20 protein-coding genes and 1 pseudogene are annotated in these 24156 nt (G+C 65.1%); 11 read left to right on the forward strand and 10 right to left on the reverse strand.

Translation table 11 applies throughout. From position 1 onward, the window contains the following. Positions 1 to 90: 90 nt before the first annotated feature. Positions 91 to 745, reverse strand: a pseudogene (gene infC / locus GOSPT_RS21220) (translation initiation factor IF-3). Between the two features lie 261 nt (positions 746 to 1006). Here infC and GOSPT_RS21225 point away from each other — a divergent pair. From GOSPT_RS21225 to GOSPT_RS21235, 3 genes are all read left to right on the forward strand, one after another. Then, positions 1007 to 1447, forward strand: coding sequence for a DUF1844 domain-containing protein (locus GOSPT_RS21225; protein ID WP_005208917.1), 441 nt, complete (start codon positions 1007 to 1009; stop codon positions 1445 to 1447). Positions 1448 to 1605: 158 nt separating this feature from the next. Beyond that, on the forward strand, positions 1606 to 1905 hold the full coding sequence (locus GOSPT_RS21230) for a DUF1540 domain-containing protein (RefSeq protein WP_005208919.1): 300 nt from the start codon (positions 1606 to 1608) through the stop codon (positions 1903 to 1905). A 106-nt stretch (positions 1906 to 2011) separates the two neighbouring features. Beyond that, the gene (locus GOSPT_RS21235) at positions 2012 to 2398 is read left to right on the forward strand and encodes a hypothetical protein (protein ID WP_005208921.1); all 387 of its coding nucleotides are present in this window, start codon (positions 2012 to 2014) and stop codon (positions 2396 to 2398) included. A 59-nt stretch (positions 2399 to 2457) separates the two neighbouring features. On the opposite strand, the gene GOSPT_RS21240 is transcribed toward GOSPT_RS21235, so the two are convergent. Continuing rightward, the gene (locus GOSPT_RS21240) at positions 2458 to 2886 is read right to left on the reverse strand and encodes an Lrp/AsnC family transcriptional regulator (RefSeq protein ID WP_005208922.1); all 429 of its coding nucleotides are present in this window, start codon (positions 2884 to 2886) and stop codon (positions 2458 to 2460) included. A 68-nt stretch (positions 2887 to 2954) separates the two neighbouring features. Here GOSPT_RS21240 and GOSPT_RS21245 point away from each other — a divergent pair, with 68 nt between their 5' ends. Continuing rightward, on the forward strand, positions 2955 to 3617 hold the full coding sequence (locus GOSPT_RS21245; protein ID WP_005208924.1) for a LysE family transporter: 663 nt from the start codon (positions 2955 to 2957) through the stop codon (positions 3615 to 3617). 47 nt (positions 3618 to 3664) lie between these two features. Here the strand turns inward: GOSPT_RS21245 and uvrA are convergent, their stop codons facing one another. Then, on the reverse strand, positions 3665 to 6547 hold the full coding sequence (gene uvrA, locus GOSPT_RS21250; RefSeq protein ID WP_005208926.1) for an excinuclease ABC subunit UvrA: 2883 nt from the start codon (positions 6545 to 6547) through the stop codon (positions 3665 to 3667). Positions 6548 to 6837: 290 nt separating this feature from the next. Here uvrA and GOSPT_RS21255 point away from each other — a divergent pair, with 290 nt between their 5' ends. The 4 genes from GOSPT_RS21255 (at position 6838) to GOSPT_RS21270 (ending at position 11919) form a co-directional block, all read left to right on the forward strand. Continuing rightward, positions 6838 to 7524: an MBL fold metallo-hydrolase gene (locus GOSPT_RS21255; protein WP_039856967.1), complete on the forward strand. Its 687-nt coding sequence runs from the start codon at positions 6838 to 6840 to the stop codon at positions 7522 to 7524. A 245-nt stretch (positions 7525 to 7769) separates the two neighbouring features. Next, positions 7770 to 8744, forward strand: coding sequence for a DoxX family membrane protein (locus GOSPT_RS21260; RefSeq protein WP_039856969.1), 975 nt, complete (start codon positions 7770 to 7772; stop codon positions 8742 to 8744). 56 nt (positions 8745 to 8800) lie between these two features. Continuing rightward, a complete protein-coding gene (locus tag GOSPT_RS21265) occupies positions 8801 to 9577 on the forward strand; it encodes a hypothetical protein (protein ID WP_005208934.1) in 777 nt (258 codons plus the stop codon). After that, complete coding sequence (locus GOSPT_RS21270) at positions 9574 to 11919, forward strand: HelD family protein (protein ID WP_005208936.1); 2346 nt, start codon at positions 9574 to 9576, stop codon at positions 11917 to 11919. The genes GOSPT_RS21265 and GOSPT_RS21270 overlap by 4 nt, the downstream gene beginning before the upstream one ends. Positions 11920 to 11938: 19 nt before the next feature. Here GOSPT_RS21270 and helR read toward each other — a convergent pair whose 3' ends face one another. From helR to uvrB, 3 genes are all read right to left on the reverse strand, one after another. After that, positions 11939 to 14140 carry an RNA polymerase recycling motor ATPase HelR gene (gene helR, locus GOSPT_RS21275; RefSeq protein WP_005208938.1) on the reverse strand — a complete coding sequence of 734 codons (2202 nt, stop codon included), beginning with the start codon at positions 14138 to 14140 and terminating at the stop codon, positions 11939 to 11941. A gap of 262 nt (positions 14141 to 14402) precedes the next feature. Continuing rightward, a complete protein-coding gene (locus GOSPT_RS21280) occupies positions 14403 to 14843 on the reverse strand; it encodes a universal stress protein (RefSeq protein WP_005208939.1) in 441 nt (146 codons plus the stop codon). 174 nt (positions 14844 to 15017) lie between these two features. Next, a complete protein-coding gene (gene uvrB, locus GOSPT_RS21285) occupies positions 15018 to 17180 on the reverse strand; it encodes an excinuclease ABC subunit UvrB (RefSeq protein WP_005208941.1) in 2163 nt (720 codons plus the stop codon). A 79-nt stretch (positions 17181 to 17259) separates the two neighbouring features. Between uvrB and GOSPT_RS21290 the strand changes: the two genes are divergently transcribed. Further along, positions 17260 to 17781 carry a ribonuclease FAU-1 family protein gene (locus GOSPT_RS21290; protein WP_005208943.1) on the forward strand — a complete coding sequence of 174 codons (522 nt, stop codon included), beginning with the start codon at positions 17260 to 17262 and terminating at the stop codon, positions 17779 to 17781. 7 nt (positions 17782 to 17788) lie between these two features. On the opposite strand, the gene coaE is transcribed toward GOSPT_RS21290, so the two are convergent. Continuing rightward, positions 17789 to 18982 (reverse strand): dephospho-CoA kinase, encoded by a 1194-nt coding sequence (coaE, locus tag GOSPT_RS21295; protein ID WP_039856981.1) that lies wholly within the window; start codon positions 18980 to 18982, stop codon positions 17789 to 17791. A gap of 157 nt (positions 18983 to 19139) precedes the next feature. Then, entirely contained in the window at positions 19140 to 20609 is a 1470-nt protein-coding gene (gene rpsA, locus GOSPT_RS21300; RefSeq protein ID WP_005208946.1) for a 30S ribosomal protein S1, read from the reverse strand. A 323-nt stretch (positions 20610 to 20932) separates the two neighbouring features. Between rpsA and GOSPT_RS21305 the strand changes: the two genes are divergently transcribed. Together GOSPT_RS21305 and GOSPT_RS21310 are read left to right on the forward strand one after the other, a co-directional pair. Then, entirely contained in the window at positions 20933 to 21520 is a 588-nt protein-coding gene (locus GOSPT_RS21305; protein ID WP_005208948.1) for a 2'-5' RNA ligase family protein, read from the forward strand. Between the two features lie 36 nt (positions 21521 to 21556). Beyond that, the gene (locus tag GOSPT_RS21310; protein WP_005208952.1) at positions 21557 to 22396 is read left to right on the forward strand and encodes a class I SAM-dependent methyltransferase; all 840 of its coding nucleotides are present in this window, start codon (positions 21557 to 21559) and stop codon (positions 22394 to 22396) included. A 60-nt stretch (positions 22397 to 22456) separates the two neighbouring features. On the opposite strand, the gene GOSPT_RS21315 is transcribed toward GOSPT_RS21310, so the two are convergent. Then, positions 22457 to 23242, reverse strand: a complete 786-nt coding sequence (locus tag GOSPT_RS21315) for an amino acid ABC transporter ATP-binding protein (protein WP_005208953.1) — start codon at positions 23240 to 23242, stop codon at positions 22457 to 22459. Then, positions 23239 to 24153, reverse strand: coding sequence for an amino acid ABC transporter permease (locus GOSPT_RS21320; protein ID WP_083837513.1), 915 nt, complete (start codon positions 24151 to 24153; stop codon positions 23239 to 23241). Before GOSPT_RS21320 ends, GOSPT_RS21315 begins: the two co-directional genes overlap by 4 nt. Positions 24154 to 24156: the final 3 nt, after the last annotated feature.

A 24156-nucleotide genomic window follows, 5' to 3' on the forward strand; every position in this document is an offset into this window, starting at 1 on the left:
CGAGCGGACGCAAGCCACACCCGCGGTTGTCGGGTGCGGTATGCGTCCGCAGTGGTTCTCCGACGGTCCGTTCTCACGGACCGCATCGGCTTAGCTGGCCGTGTCGTCCTTGGCGCCCTGCTGGCGGGGCGCGCGGTCGTCACGAGTCTGCTGCGCTTTCACGCGGGTCTTCGCGCCCTTGTGCGGGGCGAGGACCATGGTCATGTTGCGGCCGTCCTGCTTGGCCGAGGTCTCGATGAAGCCGTAATCGGCGACGTCGTTACCGAGGCGCTGCAGCAGTCGGTATCCGAGCTCGGGTCGCGACTGTTCGCGCCCGCGGAACATGATGGTGACCTTCACCTTCGAGCCTGCCTCGAGGAACCGGATGACGTGACCCTTCTTGGTCTCGTAATCGTGGTCGTCGATCTTCGGCCGGAGCTTCTGCTCCTTGATGACGGTCAACTGCTGGTTGCGACGCGACTCGCGTTGCTTCTGCGCTGCTTCGTACTTGAACTTGCCGTAGTCCATGATCTTGCACACCGGCGGACGGGCGTCGGGTGCGACCTCGACCAAGTCCAGGTCGGCCTCGTAGGCCAGGCGCAGCGCATCTTCAACACGCACGATGCCCACCTGCTCCGAATTCGGTCCGACGAGTCGGACCTCCGGTACGCGGATGCGCTCGTTGATGCGGGTCTCAGTGCTGATGGGGCCTCCTTGATAAAACCTGACAGGGGTGGCCGTCGCGGAGTGGTCGGTGGCCGCGCATGGAAAGGGGCTCTCAGCAGAAGAGCCCCGAGATGGTGTTCACCATCGTCAGGGCTCCGATACCGACCGGTCTGCACACCATTGGATGCGCATCGCCGACGGCGTGGAAAGACCACGCCTATCGGCGGGACCGGACCGTACAACTGCGTGAATCGCGTGTGCGGCAAGCGCACATATTCGACGCGTCGTAGCGGTGGGAGCGGAACTCCACTTGCGACCCCGGCGCCAACCGGGGCGGTCGTGCTATGAAAGTCTATCAGTCATGCCCGAGAACACCTATTCGCCTTCGGGCGACGATGCAGGTGACGACCTCACCGGCGTTCCGAACAACGATTCCGCGCGTCCGGACGTGACTACTTCCACAGACGATGATGACAACGTCCGTGACATGGCCGACATTCCCTCGATCGAGGTCGTGACCCGGGCCATCGTCATGTTGATGAGCGCGTCGGCGGAGAAGCTCGGCCTGGCGCCGGGGGCATCCGAGGACGACGCGGATCTCGATGAAGCCCGCAAACTCATCACCGCACTGGCCGGGCTCGTCGACGCGGCCAAACCAGATCTCGGCGTGCACGCCGCCCCCATCCGAGACGGCCTCAAGCAACTGCAGCTGGCGTTCCGCGATGCGAGCGCATACCCGGACGAGCCTGGCGAAGGCCCCGGCGAGAAGTACACCGGACCGGTTCGAGACCGTCGTCGGTGACGCTCGCGTTGGCCGCGAATTCACCGCGATGTAGGTAGCGCTTACCTAACGTTTTCGCAGGTCAGGCAGCCTTTGCTTGCTGGAAAGGGTCAACGGACTCACCTAGATTGGAAGGCAGGGCAGATACCCGCCCGCCAACCTCGATCCAGGAGTTCACGATGGCCACGCTCGAAATGCCACATGTCGCCGAATGCACCGTCAGTGAGTGTTCCTACAACCACGACGGCTGTCACGCGTTCGCGATCAACGTCAGCGGAACCAACGGCACTGCCGACTGCGCGACGTTCATCCCCCTGACAACTCGCGGCGGCCTCGACCGCGTCTCCACCCAGGTCGGCGCATGCCAGCGGGTCGACTGCGAGCACAACGCGAATCTCGAATGCACGGCCACCGCGGTCCGTATCGGTGCAGGCGAGAGTTCCGACACCGCGAACTGCCTCACCTACTCCCCTCGCTGACGGCTTCGCGTCACCAGACCACTCTGCAGCCCTCGACGGACGTCGTGCGGGTCATTCTGTGACCAGCGCGGCGTCCGTCGTTTCGTATGCGGGCTAGCCTGAATCCATGACCTCCGAAGGTGCGCACGACCACGACCCGGCCGATCCGACGCGGACAACCTCCCCGGCCGACGGCACAGAGCCCGTGGGAGAGGTCATCGACGCCGAGATCCTGGAAACGGAAGTCGTCGACACCGCCTCTCCCGGATCTAGCTTTCCCGGCTCGACGACCATTTCGAGTCCCGGGCATATCGATCCCGACTACAGCGAGCAGGGTGTGCCGAGTTTCGATTTCGTCCGCGACAAGATCGAGAAGCGCATCTCGACCGCGATCGGTTCCCAGGAGTTGGCTGAGGGCACGCCCGAGGGCCAGGGCGTCGACGACATGATGCGCAAGCGCGACGAGGCCGCGAAGAAGAAGCTCGACGAGATCCGAAAGTCCATGGGGCACTGACACTCCCCACCACTCTTCTCCCCCGGCCTCGGTGAACCTCGCGCCGGCGGCGAACCCAGTCAGTGATCCGGCCGCAGCGCGATGCGCGTCTGGGTCTGCGCGGCACCGGCGTCGCTCTTGAGCCGCCGAAGCAGTCTGTCGAGTCCCGCGGTGTCGGCCACCGATACCTGCAGCAGGTAGTCGTAAGGGCCGGTCACGTGGACCGCGTCGCGCACCATCGCCTCACGTTGCGCCCACCGCAAGAACTCCTCCGAGTCGCGATCAGGGTGCAGCCGTACGTCGATGAACGCTTCGATCCCGGCCGGTGACGGTGCGTCATCGGTGCTGATCACCGCGCGATAGCCGAGGATGACACCGTCGCGCTCGAGGCGTCGCACCCGCGCTGCGGCACTGTTGGTTCCAAGCCCCACAAGCCGACCGAGCGCACTGAACGATGCGCGACCATCATGGCGAAGTACCTCTATGATCTGTCGGTCGATCGGGTCCACATCGAAAATATTTCAGTCGAAGCGACATTCTTTAGGCATCGTCATCAACCGCGGTCGATGGTGGTCAGATGTCGGTGATCCACGCACTCACACTCGGTCTCGTGGCGGGTTTCGGTATTGCGATGCCGCTCGGTGCGATCGGTGTGATGCTCATGCTCGAAGGAGCCGAGCGCGGTGTGCGCAGTGCACTCGAGGCCGCGGCCGGGGTCGCGACGGTCGACGCCGTCTACGCCGCCGCGGCCACAACGTTCGGAGCGGCGATCGCACCGTTCATCAGCCGTCTCGGCCCGTATCCCGGCATCGTCGGCGGCAGCGTGCTCTTACTCGTGGGGGCGCACGCCATATTCCGCGCACACTCGACGTCGAGCCGTGCCCAGTCGACGTCGAGCCGTGCCCAGTCGACGTCGAGCCGTGCTCAGTCGACGAAGGGGCACCGCTACCTCATGTTCGTCGGGTTGACCGCGATGAATCCGGCGACGCTCATCTACTTCGCATCCATTGCCGTACCAGCTGTCGCCTTGCCGAGCGGGGGCCACATAAGTGGTTGCGGCGCAGCACTATTCGTGGCCGGGGTCGGCCTCGGTTCCCTGCTGTGGCAGGCGGTTCTGGCGATCGCTGGGGCGGCCGCCGGTACTCGGATAACCGGCAGCGGCCGTCGACTCACGATCATCGCCGGAAACGCCGTCGTCGCTTTGCTGGGCGTGTCACTGATCGCGGCATCACTGCACTAGACCAGATCGGCTGGACGAGACCGGCTGATCGGGACCGCAAACACGAATCAGCCGGCAGTCGCGACCGGCTCCCCTGTCTCGAGCACGTCGGCGAGGAACTTCCCGGTGTGGCTTCCCGGCGTCTCCGCGATGTCTTCGGGAGTCCCCTCGGCGATCACCGTGCCACCGCCCGTTCCACCTTCTGGTCCCATGTCGATGACCCAGTCGGCAGTCTTGATGACGTCGAGGTTGTGCTCGATCACGATCACCGTGTTGCCCTTGTCGACCAGTCCGTTGATGACGTCGAGGAGCTTCTTGATGTCCTCGAAGTGCAGGCCTGTCGTCGGCTCGTCGAGGATGTAGACGGTTCGGCCTGCCGACCGTTTCTGCAGCTCAGCGGCCAGTTTGACGCGCTGGGCCTCGCCTCCCGAGAGTGTCGGGGCGGGTTGACCGAGACGGACGTATCCGAGGCCGACGTCGACGAGCGTCTTGAGGTAGCGGTGGATCGAGGTGACCGGCTCGAAGAAATCGGCGGCCTCCTCGATCGGCATGTCGAGAACCTCCGAGATGGTCTTGCCCTTGTAGTGCACCTCGAGGGTCTCGCGGTTGTACCGCGCACCGTGACACACCTCGCAGGGAACGTAGACGTCGGGCAGGAAGTTCATCTCGATCTTGATGGTTCCCTCGCCCTGGCACGCCTCGCAGCGTCCGCCCTTGACGTTGAACGAGAACCGTCCTGGCTGGTAGCCGCGCACCTTCGCTTCGGTCGTCGCTGCGAACAGCGTGCGGATCTTGTCGAAGACACCCGTGTAGGTCGCCGGATTCGAGCGCGGTGTCCGACCGATCGGCGATTGATCGACCTGCACGAGCTTGTCGAGGTTGCCGAGACCGTTCACACGGGTGTGCCTGCCCGGAACCTGACGCGCACCGTTGAGCTTGTTCGCCAGGACCGTCGCGAGGATGTCGTTGACCAGCGTCGACTTTCCGGATCCGGACACACCGGTGACCGCGGTGAGCACGCCGAGCGGAAATGAGACGTCGATGCCGCGCAAATTGTGCTCGCGCGCTCCCACCACGGTGAGCTGCCGATTCTTGTTGATCGGCCGACGGATCGCCGGGACCGGAAGCGTCTCGCGGCCGGACAGATAGTTGCCCGTCAGCGACTTCCGGTTCTTCAGCAGATCCTTGTAACTACCGGAGTGCACCACCTTGCCGCCGTGCTCGCCCGCTCGCGGACCGATGTCGACGATCCAATCCGCTGCGCGGATCGTGTCCTCGTCGTGTTCGACGACGATCAGCGTGTTGCCCAGATCGCGCAGGCGCGTGAGGGTGTCGATCAGTCGACGGTTGTCGCGCTGGTGCAGTCCGATCGACGGTTCGTCGAGGACGTAGAGCACACCGGCAAGCCCCGAACCGATCTGAGTGGCCAAGCGAATTCGCTGTGCCTCGCCACCCGACAGCGACCCTGCGGCACGGGACAGCGACAGGTAGTCGAGTCCGACGTCGAGGAGGAACGTGATGCGTGCCTGCACCTCTTTGAGGACGCGGCCCGCGATCGCCTGCTGGCGTTTGTCGAGCTTCAATCCGCCGAGGTAACCCGCGGCGTCGGCCACCGAGAGCGCCGACACCTCGGCGATCGATTTCGGTCCGTATTCGGGATGATCGAGCGTCACCGCGAGGATCTCCGGACGCAGCCGCGCACCCTGACAGACAGGGCACGGAACGTCGCGCATGTAGCCCTCGTACCGCTCCTTCATCTGTTCGGATTCGGTCTGATCCATGCGGCGGTTGAGGAACGCCATGACGCCCTCGAACTCGGTGTAGTACGACCGTGTCCGTCCGTACCGGTTGCGGAATTTGACGTGCACCTGGTGTTCGCTGCCGTTGAGCAGCGCGTTCCGCGCCTTGGCAGGCAACTTCTTCCACGGGGTGTCGACGTCGAATCCCATCTCGTCGGCCAGACTGGACATGAGTCGCAGGAAGTAGTCGGCGTTATGTCCGGTCGACCAGGGTGCGATGGCGCCCTCGGAGAGTGAGAGGTCGGGATCGGGCACGACGAGGTCCTCGTCGACCTCCTTGCGAATCCCGAGGCCGTCGCATTCGGGACACGCGCCATACGGCGAGTTGAACGAGAACGACCGCGGCTCGAGGTCGTCGATGGCGATCGGGTGCCCGTTCGGGCAGGCCATGCGCTCAGAGAATCGTCGTTCGCGGTGGGGATCGTTCTCCTCGACGTCGACGAAGTCGAGGACGACGATGCCGTCGGCCAGCCGCAGGGCCGTCTCGACGGAGTCGGTGAGACGCTGTTTGGCGCTCGGCTTCACGACAAGCCGGTCGACGACGACATCGATGTCGTGCTTTTCCTGCTTCTTGAGCTTGGGCGGATCCGTCAGCGAATGGATCTTGCCGTCGACGCGCGCACGCGAGAAGCCCTGGGTCTGCAGTTCGGCGAACAGATCGACGAACTCACCCTTACGGGTGCGGACGACCGGGGCGAGAACCTGGAAACGGGTGCCCTCGTCCATCGCAAGCACCTGATCGACGATCTGCTGGGGTGTCTGCTTGGCTATCTCGGCACCACAGATCGGACAGTGCGCGACACCCGCGCGTGCGTAGAGCAGGCGCAGGTAGTCGTAGACCTCGGTGATCGTGCCGACCGTCGAGCGAGGATTTCGGTTCGTCGACTTCTGGTCGATCGACACCGCGGGCGAGAGACCTTCGATGAAGTCGACGTCGGGCTTGTCCATCTGGCCCAAGAACTGCCGCGCATACGCAGACAGTGACTCCACGTAGCGTCGTTGGCCCTCGGCGAAGATCGTGTCGAAAGCCAGCGACGACTTCCCCGAACCCGAGAGTCCGGTGAACACGATGAGGCTGTCGCGGGGCAGATCCACATCGACACCGCGAAGGTTGTGTTCGCGGGCACCACGGACGATCAAACGATCAACCACTACAGTCCTATCCACATATCTCGGCTGGTCCATACTTCTTGGCCAGCCCCTGCGCGGGATGGCCGCGCATCCGGCCGCCGCTGGGCACCGATCGTCGACCGGTGTCTCGTCGGGCGTGTCTGTCTCGTTAGGCGTGTCCGCGGCTCACCATAACGGCAGCCACCGACAAGAATTCTCGACGCCGTGCCGGCGGTCTCCAGGCGGCGTCACAACACTTGTCAACGATACGCGGCCCACCAGGTGTTCCCATCCACGTCCGCCCCGTCGACCTGCGTGGCTACGCTGAGTTCATGACTTCGTCCAACCTCACCATCACCGACGATTACACCGGCGATCTGTCCGAAACCGGCCCGCAGCGCCGCACGCTGAGCAACGCCTCGATCGTGAAGATCTCGGTCGGGCCCATGGACAACAACGTCTACATCGTCACCAGCGCCGCGACCGGAGACCAACTGATCATCGACGCCGCCAACGACGCGGACACCATCCGCGGTGTGCTCGACGAACTCGACGGCGCTCCGCGCACGATCTTCACCACGCACCAGCATTACGACCACTGGCAGGCACTCGCCGACGTCGCGGCAGCGACAGGCGCGCCGACTGCAGCAGGCCGGATCGACGCTCCTGAACTGCCCGTGACCCCCGACATCCTCCTCGACGACGGCGACGTCCTGACCGTCGGTGACCTGACCTTCGACGCAATCCACCTCGTCGGCCACACGCCCGGATCGATCGCGCTGGCCCTCACCGATCCCGCAAGCGGCGTCGTCCACCTCTTCACCGGCGATTCCCTCTTCCCGGGCGGCGTCGGAAAGACGTGGGCGCCAGGCGACTTCGACACTCTCGTCGACGACGTCGAGACCAAGCTCTTCGAGCGCTATCCCGATTCGACCGTCGTGTACCCCGGCCACGGCAAGGACACGACCCTCGGCACCGAACGTCCGTCGCTGGACGAATGGCGCGAACGCGGCTGGTGAGAACCGGCCTACACGCACACCACTTGCGCCAGATCATCAACTCCACCGAGCGCCTCTGCACCGGACAGGTAGCCTCGAAAGAGCGCCGCCGACCCAGTCCAGAGCGTGATCGACTGACGCAGTGACCGACAAGCACGACCAACGCAGTGATCGAAAAGCAACGCAGTGATCGAAAAGCAACGCAGTGACCGAAAAGCACAGTGACCGACTAATGCAGTGACTTCCGAAGGGACCGTGTCAACAAGATGATCCTCCGCCGTATTGCCCGACCGATGCTCGCATCGGTGTTCATCGTCTCCGGCTATGACGCCCTGCGACACCCGCAGAAGCGAGCAGAAATCGCGGAGCCCTTCGTGGAGAGCACCGTGGGTGTGCTGCCGGACGAGGTCACCTCCGTCATCCCCACCGATCCGGTCACGCTGGTCCGGGTGAACGGCGGCATCCAGCTCGCGAGCGGCGTCCTGCTGGCGACGGGCAAGTTCCCGCGCTTCGCGTCGGCCGTTCTCGCGGGCTCGCTCGCACCGACGACGTTCGCCGGCCATCCCTTCTGGGAGGAATCCGACCCGGTCGCGCGGAGCATGCAGCGCACGCATTTCCTGAAGAACCTGAGCCTGATGGGCGGCCTGCTGATCTCGGCGGCCGACACCGAGGGCAAGCCCTCACTCGCGTGGCGTGGTCGACGCAAGGCCGACGCCGCGCTCGCGGCCCTGCCTCTCGGCGCGAAGGCGAGCACCACCGCGTGGGATTCGATCCGCGAGCACGCACAGGAATCCGCGTCGACGCTCGGCGAGAAGTCCAGCGAGGCTGCCGGTCTCCTGAAGCAGGACGCACACAAGTTGGGAGAGCGCTCTGCCGAGGCAGCGGATAAGTTCCGCGACCGCGCCCCCGTGGTTGCCGAGAACGCCCGGGAGCGTTCGGCGGAGTTCGCCGACAAGGTCCGCGACCGCGCGCCCGTGGTCGCCGAGAACGCCCGCGAGCGCTCCGCTGAGATCGCAGAAACGGCACGTGAGCGCTCCGCAGAGTTCGCCGACAAGGTGCGCGACCGCGCCCCCGAGATCGCCGAGGCTGCGCGCGAACGCTCCGCCGAACTCGCCGAAGCCGCACGTGAACGCTCTGCAGAGCTCGCAGAGTCGGCCAAGGAACTGGTGTCGACCGCAGGAGACAAGGCCGACGCCGCTGTCGCCGACGGCAAGAAGCGCTGGCGCAAGGCCCGGTCCTGACCCCTTCGCTCCACGCGCGGACCCCATCGCCTTCGGAACAGACTCCGACCGGGCGCATGGGGTCCGCCGCGTTTCCGCCACACCTCTATCCGTGGGTCGCTGCCCCGGTGTATCCGTGGGTCGCCGACCCTGCGGGCTACGCCCCGCTCGAGATTCGACGCGAAGGCCGCACGCTCATGGTCGCCGTCGGGTCCAACGCATCCCGCGCGGTACTGACCACGAAGCTTGCCGATGTGGGCGGCGTCGACATCAGTCCTGCCCGCGTCGTCGTGCACGGTATCGCCGTCGGCTATTCGGCGCATGTGTCGGCCCGCGGATACATCCCGGCAGCCCCCTTTGCGTCTCCCGGGGCCACCTCGACGCTGACCGCGTTCTGGCTCGACGACGAGCAACTCGCCGCACTCGACCGCACCGAACCCAATTACCATCGATTGACAGTGACCACGACTTCTCATCCCCTGCGTGAACGCCTCGACGACGTCGACTCCGTTCCGGTCCGCTCACCGGTGCCGGTGCGCGAGTTCGCCGTATACGCGTCGCGACACGGAGTCCTCACCGATCGACAGTCGACCCCACTCCCCTTCTCCACCCAGGGCGCAGTCCTCGCGCACCTTGCGGAAGATCTCGACGACCCGTCGCTGGCAGAGCCGCCCGCGACCGTCTGTGCGCGACTCGGCGATCCCGACACAGGCAAGGACCTGACGAGGCGCATCCACCAGCGCAGACTGTTCCGTCCCGACGGCCTCACCCGCGTCCCCGCACCCCACCATCCCGACGACACCGCGCACACCGAATTCGGTACGTACGCCGAACCCGACGATGAGATCCGATGAGTACCTCGCCGACACACACCGACACCGAACGCACCGATCCCCGCATCGATGAGGAACAGACCCACCTCGACGCCGTGTACCGCCGTCTCGACAGAATGCGTGCCAACACCCGTCGTCGACTCGCCTCGACGCTGCGCGAGTCCGCGGGCACCCCGCAGGCGCTGTCCGAGCGCGAGTCCTACGAACGCATGTACGTCGACGACCTCGCGAAATACGATGCCGCCGAACACAATCTGTATTTCGGCCGCCTCGACCTCGACGACGGCGAGATCCGTCGGATCGGACGCATCGGAGTCCTCGACGACGACGAGGGCGACACCACACTCCTCCTCGATTGGCGAGCGCCACTGTCTCGGGCGTTCTATCTCGCCACGCCTGCCGCACCCGAAGAGGTCGCTCGCCGCAGACACATCCGCACCCGAAACCGCGGCGTTCGTGAAGTCAACGACGAGTTCCTCACCGCGGGTGAGGCTTCCATCGACGAGTCAGCACACGGCGACGTCGTGAACGAGTCCGCGCTCGTCGCTGCGCTCAATGCCGCGCGCACCGGCGAGATGACCGACATCGTCGAGACCATCCAGCGCGAGCAGGACCTCATCATCCGGTCGGCGCATCGCGGCGTCACGGTCATTCAGGGTGGGCCGGGCACCGGTAAGACCGCCGTCGCACTACACCGTGCCGCCTACCTTCTGTACACGCACCGAGACATCCTCTCGCGCAGTGGAATTCTCATCATCGGACCCAACAGCGACTTCCTCGACTACATCGGCCAGGTGCTGCCATCGCTCGGTGAGTCCGGCGTGCTCCTCGCGACGATCGGCGAGCTCTTCCCCGGTGTCACCGCGACCGCGGACGAACCCCGACGCACCCGTGAGGTCAAGGGTCGCCTGCAGATGCTCGACGTCCTCAAGCGCACCGTTCGGTCACACGAGTCGCTGCCGACGAAGCCCGTCTCCGTGGATTTCGACGGCTACCGGGTCGAGATCGACAGCGCGCTCGTCAAGGCAGCCCGCGCGGCCGCACGTGGGTCGCGCAGGGCGCACAACCAGGCCCAACCGGTGTTCCTGCGCTCGGCACTCGACGCGCTCGCCGCCAAGCACTCGGCCGCGATCGGCGCCAGTCTGCTCGACGGATCGCAGCTGCTCACCCCCGCCGACCTCAAGGACATTCGCGACGACATGGGCCGCGATCCGGATATCCGCGAGGCAGTGCTCGCGTTCTGGCCGATGCTGACCCCGACGGACGTCCTCCGCGACCTCTACGACGACCCCGCCGCCATCCGCAAAGCGACACCTGGCTGGTCCGACGATGATCGCGCAGCGCTCCACCGCGCACGCCGCGGGCCCGCCGGCAAGGCGGAAAAGGGCAGCGAGACCGACGAGTTCACGCCCGCCGACGTTCCGCTGCTCGACGAACTCGCCGAACTCGTCGGCTACGGCACCGATGAGGCTGAACGCGCCGAACGCGAGCGCTGGCGTCGACAACTCGCCGACGCGCAGGATGCGCTCGACATCCTGACCGGTTCGGCACCACAGGATCTCGAGGACGAGCTCGACCCGGAGATCCTGATGGCGTACGACCTCATCGACGCCGAGCAACTCGCCGCGCGCCAGACCGACGTGCAACGCGCGACCACCGCAGAGCGCGCGTTCAACGACCGCACCTGGACATTCGGCCACGTCATCGTCGATGAAGCGCAGGAGTTGTCGGGCATGGCGTGGCGCATGGTGATGCGACGAATCCCGAACCGATGGATGACCATCATCGGCGACACCGCACAGACCGGCGACCTTGCGGGCACGACGTCGTGGAGTGAAGTGTTGACACCCTACGTCGCGAACCGTTGGCAGTTGCGCGAGTTGACCGTCAACTACCGCACGCCGAGCGAGATCATGACCTACGCCGCGCGCGTCCTGGCGCACGTCGGCGACTCGCTCACACCACCGACATCGTTGCGCAGCAACGGAATCGATCCGTACGCCCGCTCCGCGTCGACGGCCGACGTCGTCGCGACCGCGATCGAGGAGGCCACGAAACCGGAGCTGCGCGGCCTGACCGGAATCGTGGTGCCCGACAGCCTCTTCGAGGAAACCTCGCAGGCGGTCGCCGACCTCGACCCATCCGCGCTCGGCGTCGACGAGCTCCCCCGCGTCCACACCGTGACCACCTGCAAGGGACTCGAGTTCGACACGACTGTCGTCGTCGAACCGAGCGCGCTCATCGCTCAGTCGCCGCGCGGATACAGCGACCTCTACGTCGCACTGACCCGCAGCACGCAGCGCCTCGTCGTGGTCAACGCCGACCCGCTACCAGCAGAACTCGACGACATGCCCCGTCGCTGAACGGCTTCGACGACGCGCTTCACACCGTTGAGCGCTCATCCGGATTGCCCGCACGCCCTCCCTCGGGGTGCAGGATGACGAGTTCGCGGGTCGCGCGGGTCATCGATACGTAGCGGTCGACGGCCCCGGTGATCCCGGCTCCGAAGACCCCGGCTCCGAAGACCTCGGATTCGACAACCACGACCAGATCGAACTCGAGGCCCTTCGCGGTGATCGGATCGAGTGCGCGCACCCGGTCGGTGCCTGCGAAGTCCGGGTCACCGATCACACACGCGACGCCCTCGTCGTTGCGTTCGAGCCACTCGGCGACTATCGCATCTCGGTCACGGTGCGAGGCATGTCGCACGGGAAGTCCCGACTCCCTGATCGACGACGGAACGTTGGCGTCCGGAATGGCCGCGCGGATGACCGGTTCGGCTGCCTCCATGACCTCTGCGGGTGTTCGGTAGTTGATCGACAACGACTCGACACACACGTCGCGACATCCGACACTGCGGAGTCGCTCCGACCACGTCTCGGCGAACCCCGCGCGCGCCTGCGCCCTGTCGCCGACGATCGTGATGCTCCCGGACGGGTTGCGCCGCAGCACCATTCGCCACTGCGCAGGGGTGAGTTCCTGCGCCTCGTCGACGATGATGTGCGCGAAGGGTCCGTCGAGAGCGTCGGGTTCGACGTCCGGCGCGGCCGACTCGTCCACAAGAACGTCGCGCAGGTCGTCTTGCCGAAGCATCGACATCAGGCCCTCGCCGTCGTCGTAGGTCGTCGACGCCATGAGGTCGTCGACGACGAGGTCCATTCGACGGCGCTCAGCGCGGAGGGCGGCAGACCGGCGGCGGCGCCGATCGTCTGCGCTGCGGTCTCCCAATCGGTTGCGCGCGGCGTCGAGAAGCGGGAGGTCGGCGTCGGTCCACGCGTCCGGACGTTCTCGCTGGAGGAGTCGCACCTCATCCGGCGTCAACCACGGGGCACACATTCGGAGGAACGCGGGAACCGACCACAGGTCGCCGACGAGATCCGTCGCGTCGAGCATCGGCCACGCGCGCCCTACTGCCGCCGCAAGAGATTCATTGCGCTGCAACGCTTCCTGCACATCGTCCCGGTCGAGGTCGTCGTCACCTATGCGTCGCTGCACCGTCTCGGCCAGGTACTGCCAGACCGCACCCCGCGCCTCGTTGTGTGGCGTGCCCGCCTCGGGCGCCGTGAATGCTTCGGCCCAATCCCGCCGCCGCACAGTCACATCCGCCCACTCGGTCTCGACCAGAAGCGGCTCCGTCGGCGGTTCCTCGTACCACCGCACCGCCGTCTCGATCGCGTCGACCATCCCGGCCGTCGACTTCAGTGCCGTCACGGCGTCATCGGTCTCGGGCACCGCGGTATCGCCCTCGGCGACCAGATCGCGCAACGTGCACGTCTGCACGCCTTCTTCACCGAGGCTCGGCAAGACATCGGCGACATACGACAGGTACTGCTCGTGCGGCCCGACGATCAGGAGGCGGCCACGCGTGAGCCTCGCGTCGGAGTAGAGCAGATAGGCGGCACGATGCAGCGCCACCACGGTCTTTCCGGTACCGGGGCCGCCATCGACGACCAGCGCACCTGCCGAGTCGGCGCGGATGATGGCGTCCTGGTCGGCCTGGATCGTCGACAACACGTCGCGCATGCGTGGCGACCGACTCGCCGAAAGGCCTGCGAGCAGCGCCGAATCACCATCGAGCCATACCCCGTCGTCGACGGCGTCCGCGGTGAACACTTCGTCCCAGTAGTCGGTGATCTGCCCGCGCGCCCATCGATAGCGTCTGCGCGAGCGCACTCCCATCGGCTGCGCCGCCGTCGCGTTGAAGAACGGAGCAGCGGCGGGGGTTCGCCAGTCGACGAGCAGTTGTCGGCCCGTCGAGTCGGTCAGTCCGACACGGCCGACATACACGGGCTCCAACTCGTCGGTCAGCGTCATCCTTCCGATGCACAGGTCGAGCCCGAAGCGACGAAGCGTCCGTAGGCGGCCCGCCAACTGGTGTATCTCGAGGTCGCGATCCGATGCGCGCTGCCCACCTCCGCCCTCTGCCTTTCGCGTGGCATCGAGCCTGGTCGAGAGCACGTCGACGGTGCCGGCAAGCGACGCGGCGGTATCGGCGAAATGGCGCACATCGCTCTCGATGCGCGTCGAGGCGGATTTCGGTGAACCGGCGGGAAGGTTGAAGACATGGTCGGTCACTGCAGGCACTGGGCGACTCCGAAAAAGGCTGGGCGGGGGCGGAATCACCGATTGTGCACCCGGGGAGGGGCCTTGCGGCAAGGCCCCTACCTCGCGTTATAGTGAAAAGGGCAGGGACGTAGCGGCGATCACGGCGGATCAGGACACGCTCCCCTGAGCGCATATCACGACGGCACGCATCACCACGACGGTCATCACAACCACCAGCACACGCGCAACAGCCGGGCACACGAATCCGTGTGCCCGGCTGTTGGTTTCGATGAGAACGGAACTAGGTGGTGTGCACGATCAGCACATCGCACGCAGACTTACGCGCGACGTCGGCAGGCACCGAACCCAGCAGACGTCCCGCAATCGAGTTCAGTCCGCGATTGCCGACGACGAGAAGATCAGCCTGCACATCGGTGACCAGTTGCAGCAGTGCGTCGACGGGTGCGCCCTTCACCGGGCGCGCGACGATCTGCGTGGCTCCCGACTTCGATGCTCGCTCTTTCGCCCGTCGCAGGATCTCGTCGGTCGGGGCACTTCCGGTCACCTGGTAGGCCTCGTCTTTGAGAACGTCCGCAGCCTCGCCGGCACCGCGGTCGTTCGGAAAGTATGCGCATGCGATCACCAATTTCGAATCGCCCGCGATCGCACCCGCTCGATCGACCGCCTTCAACGACGATTCCGATCCGTCCGTTCCGACGACGATCGTCTGGTAAGCGCCCATCCCTTGACCTCCACACATGTCTGATTCCGCACATTCGCGGACTTCATCGATCACGACAACTCTAGAGTCACCTGAATCGGCAGGATAGTGTGCCACGCAACATTTGTCCGATGATCACGGCGATCGCTACACCGCAGACCCCCGTGGGACGAACGTCCCACATTTGAGTGACAACTATTTGATTCCGGCAGCATCCATGCCGCGCAGCTCTTTCTTCAGATCTGCGATCTCGTCGCGCAGCCTACCTGCGAGTTCGAACTGCAGATCGCGAGCCGCGCTCATCATCTGCTCGGTGAGCTGCGCGACCAGATCGGCGAGTTCGGCCCGTGGCATCGACCCGACGTCTCGCTTCTCGATGACTCCTGCGGAACCGCCCTTCGCCTTGGAGACCTCTCCCTGCGCTCGCCGTCCACGGCTGGCGTTGCGGCCGGAACCCCCGACATCGACGACCGAATCCTCCGCCTCGCGGTACACCTGATCGAGAATGTCGGCGATCTTCTTACGCAGCGGTTGTGGATCGATACCGTGCTCTTTGTTGTAGGCGACCTGCTTTTCACGACGACGCTCGGTCTCTTCGATCGCGTTGCGCATCGACTCGGTGACCGTGTCGGCATACATGTGCACCTCGCCGGAGACGTTACGGGCGGCACGTCCCACCGTCTGGATCAACGACGTCGTCGACCGCAGGAACCCTTCTTTGTCGGCGTCGAGGATCGCGACGAGCGACACCTCGGGAAGGTCGAGTCCCTCGCGTAGGAGGTTGATACCGACCAGCACGTCGTATTCGCCCGACCGGAGCTGCCGTAGCAACTCGACCCGTCGTAGGGTGTCGACCTCGGAGTGCAGGTACCGCACGCGGATACCGAGTTCGAGGAGGTAGTCGGTGAGGTCTTCTGCCATCTTCTTGGTCAACGTCGTCACCAGCACGCGTTCGTCGCGCTCGGTGCGGTCGCGGATCTCGTGGACCAGATCGTCGATCTGCCCCTTCGTCGGCTTCACCACGATCTGCGGATCGACCAGCCCGGTCGGGCGGATCACCTGCTCGACGAACTCTCCGTTGGACTGGCCGAGTTCGTATGCGCCGGGTGTCGCGGACAGATAGACCGTCTGCCCGATGCGACCGACGAACTCGTCCCAAGTGAGCGGACGGTTGTCGACCGCAGAGGGCAACCGGAACCCGAAGTCGACCAGATTGCGCTTGCGCGACATGTCGCCCTCGTACATGCCGCCGATCTGCGGAACCGTCACATGCGACTCGTCGATCACGAGCAGGAAGTCGTCGGGGAAATAATCGATCAGCGTTGCGGGGGCGCTGCCCGCAGGCCTGCCGTCGATGTGGCGCGAGTAGTTCTCGATGCCCGAGCAGAACCCGACCTGCCGCATCATCTCGAGGTCGTAGCTGGTCCGCATGCGCAGGCGCTGCGCCTCGAGGAGTTTGCCCTTGCCCTCGAGGTCGGCGAGACGCGCCTCGAGCTCTTCCTCGATGCTCGTCATCGCCTTCTCCATGCGCTCAGGTCCCGCGACATAGTGCGTCGCGGGGAAGATGCGCAGCGTGTCGACCTGCCTGACCACGTCACCGGTCAACGGATGCAGGTAATAGAGCGCCTCGACCTCGTCGCCGAAGAACTCGATCCGCACCGCCAACTCTTCGTACGACGGGATGATCTCGACGGTGTCGCCGCGGACACGGAAGCTGCCGCGGGTGAACGACATGTCGTTGCGTGTGTACTGCACGTCGACCAGCAAGCGGAGCAGCGCGTCGCGGTCGATCTCGTCGCCGACCTCTACTTCGACCGAACGGTCGAGGTAGGACTGCGGCGTGCCGAGGCCGTAGATGCACGACACCGATGCGACGACCACCACGTCGCGTCGCGACAGCAGGCTCGACGTCGCCGAGTGCCGCAGACGCTCGACGTCGTCGTTGATCGACGAGTCCTTCTCGATGTAGGTGTCGGTCTGGGCGATGTACGCCTCGGGTTGGTAGTAGTCGTAGTACGAGACGAAGTACTCGACAGCGTTGTGCGGCAACATCTCTCGAAGCTCGTTGGCGAGCTGCGCAGCAAGCGTCTTGTTCGGCGCCATCACGAGCGTCGGGCGCTGGACCCGCTCGATCAACCACGCCGTGGTCGCGGATTTACCGGTACCGGTGGCGCCGAGTAGGACGATGTCGCGCTCCCCCGCCGCGATACGACGTTCGAGGTCGTCGATCGCCTTGGGCTGGTCACCTGCGGGCTCATACTCGCTGACCACCTCGAACCGACCCTCGGTACGTTCGACGGCACCGACGGGACGGTGCTCGGAGTGCGCGAGAATCGGGTGTTCGGTAGCAAAAGCCATAGTGCCAGGGTAAACGCGACCTATGACAAATCTGTTCCGGATTCACGCACACCCCGTGACCTGCGGTTAAGGTGTGACGATGTCCGATCTGCACCCGCCGAAGCGGGAGATCTTCGACGTGCTCGCGATGACCAATACCGACAACAAGGGATTCGTCCGTCCGGTGGACCGCTACGAGGAGGCCTCGTTCGGTCTCTACATGTCGCGCACCGCCGATCACCCCAGATTCAGTCACCTCGAGTCCTGGCTTCTGCCCGCACTCGGACTTCGCGCCAACATCTTCCACTTCGTCGAAGGGCACCGGACCGGGCAGCGCCTCTACCTCGACATCGGACGTTTCCAGGGCCCCGACACCGACGGCCGCTGGCACGCCGAGGACTGGTACCTCGATCTCGTCGACGTCCCCGGCCGCCCACTGGAACTCATCGACGTCGACGAACTGTTCGAGGCACACGCAGCCGGCCTGTTATCGACCGACGAGTGTCAGGAAGCCGTCTATATCGCCCGGCGTGCACTTGTTGGTGCGGCAGAACAGAACCACGACATCCAGAAGTGGCTCGACGTCGCGAGCGGTGGGCATGTGTCGTGGCTCGACGGCTGATGGCGCGCTACGTCTCCCGACGATCGGCACGCCAGGCGGCGACTCGCGCATATGCACTGTCGAACCAGGGCTCTTTCGCCGACACGTAGGCGTCGCGGTCGCCGTCTGCCGCAGCCAGTGCAGCACGCTTGACCTCGGCGTACTCGTCGCGTGCTGCGGCGTCGGACCGCAACCAATCGCGGAACTCGACGGCGAACCGACCGCCCGGCGACCCCTGCGCCCGCAGATGCACATTGACCGACCGCCCGGGATCGGCCGAACCGTGGAACCTCTTGCCCCAGAGGCCCTCATCGACCGAGCCGGTCTCCGGATCCGGCTTCGGCCGGTCGCTGGTGGTCTGTGGATTACGCGGGAACCCGCCGTCTGCCAGCACATCGGCCAGAGCATCCGCGACGTCAAGGTCGGCCACGGTGACCTGGATGTCGATGGTCGGCTTCGCTATCAGGCCCGGCACCGCCGTCGAACCGATGTGATCGATCGCCGACGCCTTGTCGCCGACGAGTGCCCACAGTCGATTGACCAGTCGCGCACCTGTAGCCGCCCATGCCGGCTCCGGAGCGGCCAGTTCCAACGGCCCGGGGACGATCGTCCGGGAGCGCACATTCTCCTCGTAGGGCACCAGCCGCTGGTCCCAGAGCTCGGCGGCAGCGGCCGCGAGATCGTCTGGCGTGCCCGAGTTGTCGAGCCAGACGTCGGCGACGGCCCGTCGCTGTTCGTCGGTGGCCTGGGCGCGGATTCGGGCGCGCGCGTCGTCCTCGGGCATGCCACGCAGCTCGGTCAGGCGTTGGACGCGCAGCTCCTCGTCGGCCCCCACGATCACCACGAGATGGAAGAACGGAGCCATGTTGCCTTCGACGAGCAGCGGGATATCTTGCACCACAATGGCATTCGACGCAGCTTGAGCGAGCAGTTCCTGCGTGCGCGCACCGACCAGCGGATGCGTGATCGAGTTCAGCTTCTGTCGACTCTCGTCGTCGACGAAGGCTTTGGCGGCCAGCGCTGGTCGATCGAGCGTCCCGTCGGCGGCCAGGATGTCGTCGCCAAAAGTCTCGACCAACTGCGTCAGACCCGGCGTGCCCGGTTCGACGACCTCACGGGCGATCTTGTCGGCGTCGATGTGATATCCACCCCGCTCCACGAAGGTCTTGGCCACGGTCGATTTGCCGGCTCCGATGCCGCCGGAGAGCCCTACTCGGATCACGAGGTCCAGTGTGGCAAACACCCCACCTGTCAGGTGATCCGACTGCCGAAGTCGGTGTGCCGACTCCACGACCTGCATCTACCCCCATACACAGACAAGAGCGCCTTCCGGACGAATCCGGAAGGCGCTCTTGTCGTTTACGTGCGAGACGCGACTATCAGGCGTTGCCCGACAGCTTCTCGCGCAGTGCGGCGAGCTGCTCGTCGCTGGCCAGCGAGCCACCCGTCGATGCGGGAGCGCTGCTCGACGAAGCGCTGCGGCTCTCCGACGATGCCGACGAGTAGTCCTGCGGGGCCTTCTCGGCCTCGGCTGCGGCAGCAGCGAACTTCTCGATCTGCGCGGTGTGCATCTTGTGGCGACGCTCGGCCTCGGCGTAGCGGTTCTCCCACTCTTCACGCTGCTTCTCGTAGCCGTCGAGCCATTCGTTGGTCTCGGCGTCGAAGCCCTCGGGGAAGATGTAGTTGCCCTGCTCGTCGTAGCTGTCGGCCATGCCGTACTTCGAGGGGTCGAACTCCTCGGTGTAGTCCTCGTTGGCCTGCTTGAGGCTCAGCGAGATACGACGACGCTCGAGGTCGATGTCGATGACCTTGACCATCGCGTCGTCGCCGACGGCGACAACCTGGTCCGGGACCTCGACGTGGCGCTCGGCCAGCTCGGAGATGTGCACGAGGCCCTCGATGCCGTCGTCGACGCGGACGAACGCACCGAACGGAACCAGCTTGGTGACCTTGCCCGGCACGATCTGACCGATCGCGTGGGTGCGGGCGAACTGACGCCACGGGTCTTCCTGAGTTGCCTTGAGCGACAACGACACACGCTCGCGGTCGAGATCGACGTCGAGAACCTCGACGGTGACCTCGTCACCAACGGTGACGACCTCGGACGGATGATCGATGTGCTTCCAGGAGAGCTCGGAAACGTGGACCAGACCGTCGACGCCGCCGAGATCGACGAACGCACCGAAGTTGACGATCGAGGACACGACGCCCTTGCGGACCTGGCCCTTCTGGAGCTGGTGCAGGAACTCGCTGCGGACCTCGGATTGGGTCTGCTCGAGCCATGCACGACGCGACAGCACCACGTTGTTGCGGTTCTTGTCGAGCTCGATGATCTTGGCTTCGATCTCCTTGCCGATGTACGGCTGCAGATCGCGCACACGACGCATCTCCACGAGCGATGCCGGGAGGAAGCCGCGCAGGCCGATGTCCAGGATCAGGCCGCCCTTGACGACCTCGATGACGGTGCCCTTGACGGCCTCGTCCTTTTCCTTGAGCTCCTCGATGGTGCCCCAGGCACGCTCGTACTGCGCGCGCTTCTTGGACAGGATGAGGCGGCCTTCTTTGTCCTCCTTGGTGAGAACCAGGGCCTCGACCTCGTCACCGACGTTGACGACCTCAGAGGGGTCGACGTCGTGCTTGATCGACAGTTCGCGAGAAGGGATCACGCCTTCGGTCTTGTAACCGATGTCGAGCAGAACCTCGTCACGATCGACCTTGACGATGGTCCCTTCGACGATGTCGCCATCGTTGAAGTACTTGATCGTGGAGTCGATGGCTGCGAGGAAGTCCTCAGCCGAGCCGATGTCATTGACGGCTACTTGCGGCGAGGTGATCGTGGGGGACGACATATGTTGAGTTGCTCCGGACAGGTATGTAGTAGGTACAGTTCACATTGTTTGAACAGCGATGTCAGGCGACGCGCATCTCGATCACAGTGCGACCGATCAGCGTTCTCCCAGGTCATCACACGAGGGTGACGTCCAGGTGACGACAAGCTGAACTGCGCGAAAGATGCCTCCACGCGCTTTGTCCACCTTACTCTAGCGGCGTTGTGCTGGGCAAATACCACTTCTGAGTGCATCCCGCCACCGCGCACACGACACAGCAGGCCTACGACACAGGTGGGGATACGACACAGCTGGGGATACGACGACACGCGAGAGGTGCAACGTTGGCGCATTCGGTCGAATTCCTCTTCGACGACGAGTCGGAACGTCGCCTGCGCGCGCTGTGGGATGCGCTCGCGGCGTCGAACCTGCCCAACGCAGGCAGAAACCCGTCGCCCACCAACCGCCCGCACGTCACGGCCGCCGCGACGCATCGGATCGACGCAGCCGCCGACCACGCGATACATCAGTGCACCGAAACCCTTCCGATTCCCGTCACCATCGGGGCACCGCTGGTCTTCGGCCGTGACGACCGCCTCGTCGTCGCACTGCTGGTGGTGCCGACGGCTCGCTTGCTGGCCGCCCATGCGCGGGTGGTCGAGGCGCTGTCCGGCCATGCGTTCACCGCCGACGACGAGCCGGGCGTCTTCTCCCACTCGCTGCCCGGATCGTGGACTCCACACGTCACGATGGCGCGCCGCGTGCACTCGGACACTCTCGGCGACGTCGTGGCCGCGCTCGATCTGTCCTCTCACAGCGGTCGCCCTGACGGCGCTCTCGCGACCATCACCGCGATCCGACGTTGGGACGGCGATAGTCGGACAGATGTCGTCCTCGGCAAGCGTCACGAGAGTTCGGACTCGGGCGAATGACTCCCAGGGGTTGGCGGCCGCGACGGATCTAGACTCATGCAGGTGATCGGCGACGACGAGACTCCGCACGCGCCGCGACTGCTCGGACGAATCGATTCGTCGACGAGCGAGGCTGCGAGCCGCACCTGGTGGGACGCAGAGGCACAGGACTATCACCGCGAACACGGCGGTTTCCTCGGCTCCGACTCCCGTGGCGGCGAGTTCGTGTGGGGGCCAGAACGATTGCGAGAGGGAGACGTTCACCTACTCGGCGATGTCGCCGGCCGCGACATCCTCGAGATCGGGTGCGGTTCCGCGCCGTGTTCACGGTGGCTCGTCGCCCGTGGTGCGCGCGCCATCGGACTCGATCTGTCGCAGAAGATGCTCGATCACGGACTCGCCACCATGAAGCGATTCGAGGAACCGCGGGTACCGCTCGTTCAGGCGACCGCAGAGTCGCTGCCCTTTGCCGACGAGAGCTTCGATATCGCCTTCTCGTCTTTCGGCGCAGTGCCTTTCGTCGCCGAACCCGGCCGGGTGATGGCGGAGGCCGCGCGCGTCCTACGGCCGGGCGGCCGCTGGGTGTTCTCGGTGAATCACCCGATGCGCTGGATGTTTCCCGACGACCCAGGGCCTGCCGGGCTGACCGTCACGATGCCGTACTTCAGCAGGACCCCCTATTCCGAGGTCGACGCCGACGGCACGGTCACCTACGTCGAACATCACCGCACCATCGGCGATCGGGTCCGCGACATCCGCGCTGCCGGACTCATCCTCGACGACATCGTCGAACCGGAATGGCCGGACGACCTCGAGGACGAGTGGGGTCAGTGGAGTCCGCTTCGGGGACAGTACTTTCCGGGCACCGCGGTGTTCTGCTGTGTCAAACCCCGCTGACCCCAACGCAACCGATCACAGCTGAACCGATCACACCGGGGTCAATCACAGCGGGGCCGCTCACAACAGCTTCGAGAGGAACGTCTTCGTCCGCTCGTGCTGCGGGTTCGCGAGCACCTCTCGCGGATCGCCCTGTTCGACGACGACGCCGCCGTCCATGAACACCAGCTGGTCGGCCACCTCGCGGGCGAAGCCCATCTCGTGCGTGACGACGAGCATGGTCATTCCCGTTGCCGCGAGTTCGCGCATGACACCGAGCACATCACCGACCAACTCGGGGTCGAGCGCCGACGTCGGCTCGTCGAAGAGCATCAGTTTCGGCTCCATCGCCAGCGCTCTGGCGATCGCGACGCGCTGCTGCTGTCCGCCGGAGAGTTGCGACGGATACGACTCCGCCTTGTCGGCGAGTCCGACGCGCTCCAGCAGGTACTCGGCCCGAGAAGTGGCCTCGGCCTTGTTCTTTCGTTTGACCTGCGTCGGCGCCTCGATCACGTTCTCGATCACTGTCCGATGCGGGAACAGATTGAAGTGCTGGAACACCATGCCGATATCGCGGCGCTGCTTGGCCGCGTCCTTCGGACTCATCTCATAGAGCTTGCCACCGCGTTCGCGATAACCGATGAGGTCGCCGTCGACGTAGAGCCGTCCCGCGTTGACCTCTTCGAGATGGTTGACGCATCGCAGGAACGTCGACTTGCCAGAGCCCGACGGACCGATGATGCAGAGAACCTCACCGCGCTCGACCTCCAGCGAAATACCTTTGAGTACCTGCGTCGTACCGAAGCTCTTACACACTCGATCGGCAAGCACCATCGGTGTCGCCGACGTCTCTTCAACCGTGGTCATACTCCCCCACCCCCGTGTTGTGGATCGGTCACCTCGGCCTCTGCGGCGAGGGCCTTTAGTTGCTTACCTGTCAGCGCACGTGTCGCGCCCCGCGCGTAATAGCGCTCCAGGTAGTACTGGCCGACCATCAGGATGCTCGTCACCGCGAGATACCAGGTCGACGCGACCATCAACAACGGAATCGGCTGGAAGATCACGCCCGAGATGTCGCGCGCACGCCCATAGAGCTCGAGGCTGAACGGCACCGCCGCCACGAGGCTCGTCGTCTTGAGCATGCTGATGACTTCGTTGCCTGTCGGCGGGATGATCACGCGCATCGCCTGCGGGAGCACCGTTCTACGCATGGTCTGCGACCACGTCATACCCAGCGCCACCGACGCCTCGGTCTGCCCCTCACCCACAGATGACACACCTGCGCGCACGATCTCCGCCATGTAGGCGGCCTCGTTCAGAGCCAGGCCGATGACCGCGAACAGAAATGCCGCGTTCAGCGACTGGATGTCGAAGTGTGCGAACTGCACCGTGAACGGGATACCGAGGTCGATCCGCTTGTAGATCGACGGGAACAGGCCCCAGAAGACCAACTGCACATAGACCGGGGTACCGCGGAAGATCCACAGGTAGACCCACGACGTCGCACGGAGAACCGGATTCGGCGAGAGGCGCATGATCGCCAACACCACACCCAGCACGATGGCGATCACCATCGACAGGACCGTCAGCGCGAGTGTGTAGCCGACGCCCGACATGATGCGGGTGTCGAACAGGTACTTCGCGTAGGTGTCCCACGCATACGCCTTGTTGGTGGCCGCACCGTAGACGAACAGCGCGACGAGGACGAGCACGATCGCCGCGGCGATCCACTGACCTGGATGTTTGAGTGGTACGGCCTTGATCGGGGTCGGCTCCACTTT

Origin of the sequence: Gordonia sputi NBRC 100414 (genome assembly GCF_000248055.1) — a bacterium.
GTDB classification, from domain to species: Bacteria; Actinomycetota; Actinomycetes; order Mycobacteriales; family Mycobacteriaceae; genus Gordonia; species Gordonia sputi.

Excerpts from the sequence above, each read along its gene's own strand:
- GOSPT_RS21315 (WP_005208953.1), bottom strand. The coding sequence starts at position 23,242 with ATGACCACGGTTGAAGAGACGTCGGCGACACCGATGGTGCTTGCCGAT.
- GOSPT_RS21260 (WP_039856969.1), top strand. The coding sequence starts at position 7,770 with ATGATCCTCCGCCGTATTGCCCGACCGATGCTCGCATCGGTGTTCATC.
- GOSPT_RS21265 (WP_005208934.1), top strand. The coding sequence starts at position 8,801 with ATGGGGTCCGCCGCGTTTCCGCCACACCTCTATCCGTGGGTCGCTGCC.
- GOSPT_RS21310 (WP_005208952.1), top strand. The coding sequence starts at position 21,557 with ATGCAGGTGATCGGCGACGACGAGACTCCGCACGCGCCGCGACTGCTC.
- GOSPT_RS21230 (WP_005208919.1), top strand. The coding sequence starts at position 1,606 with ATGGCCACGCTCGAAATGCCACATGTCGCCGAATGCACCGTCAGTGAG.
- uvrB (WP_005208941.1), bottom strand. The coding sequence starts at position 17,180 with ATGGCTTTTGCTACCGAACACCCGATTCTCGCGCACTCCGAGCACCGT.
- rpsA (WP_005208946.1), bottom strand. The coding sequence starts at position 20,609 with ATGTCGTCCCCCACGATCACCTCGCCGCAAGTAGCCGTCAATGACATC.
- GOSPT_RS21290 (WP_005208943.1), top strand. The coding sequence starts at position 17,260 with ATGTCCGATCTGCACCCGCCGAAGCGGGAGATCTTCGACGTGCTCGCG.
- GOSPT_RS21280 (WP_005208939.1), bottom strand. The coding sequence starts at position 14,843 with ATGGGCGCTTACCAGACGATCGTCGTCGGAACGGACGGATCGGAATCG.
- GOSPT_RS21225 (WP_005208917.1), top strand. The coding sequence starts at position 1,007 with ATGCCCGAGAACACCTATTCGCCTTCGGGCGACGATGCAGGTGACGAC.
- GOSPT_RS21270 (WP_005208936.1), top strand. The coding sequence starts at position 9,574 with ATGAGTACCTCGCCGACACACACCGACACCGAACGCACCGATCCCCGC.
- GOSPT_RS21255 (WP_039856967.1), top strand. The coding sequence starts at position 6,838 with ATGACTTCGTCCAACCTCACCATCACCGACGATTACACCGGCGATCTG.
- GOSPT_RS21245 (WP_005208924.1), top strand. The coding sequence starts at position 2,955 with ATGTCGGTGATCCACGCACTCACACTCGGTCTCGTGGCGGGTTTCGGT.
- GOSPT_RS21235 (WP_005208921.1), top strand. The coding sequence starts at position 2,012 with ATGACCTCCGAAGGTGCGCACGACCACGACCCGGCCGATCCGACGCGG.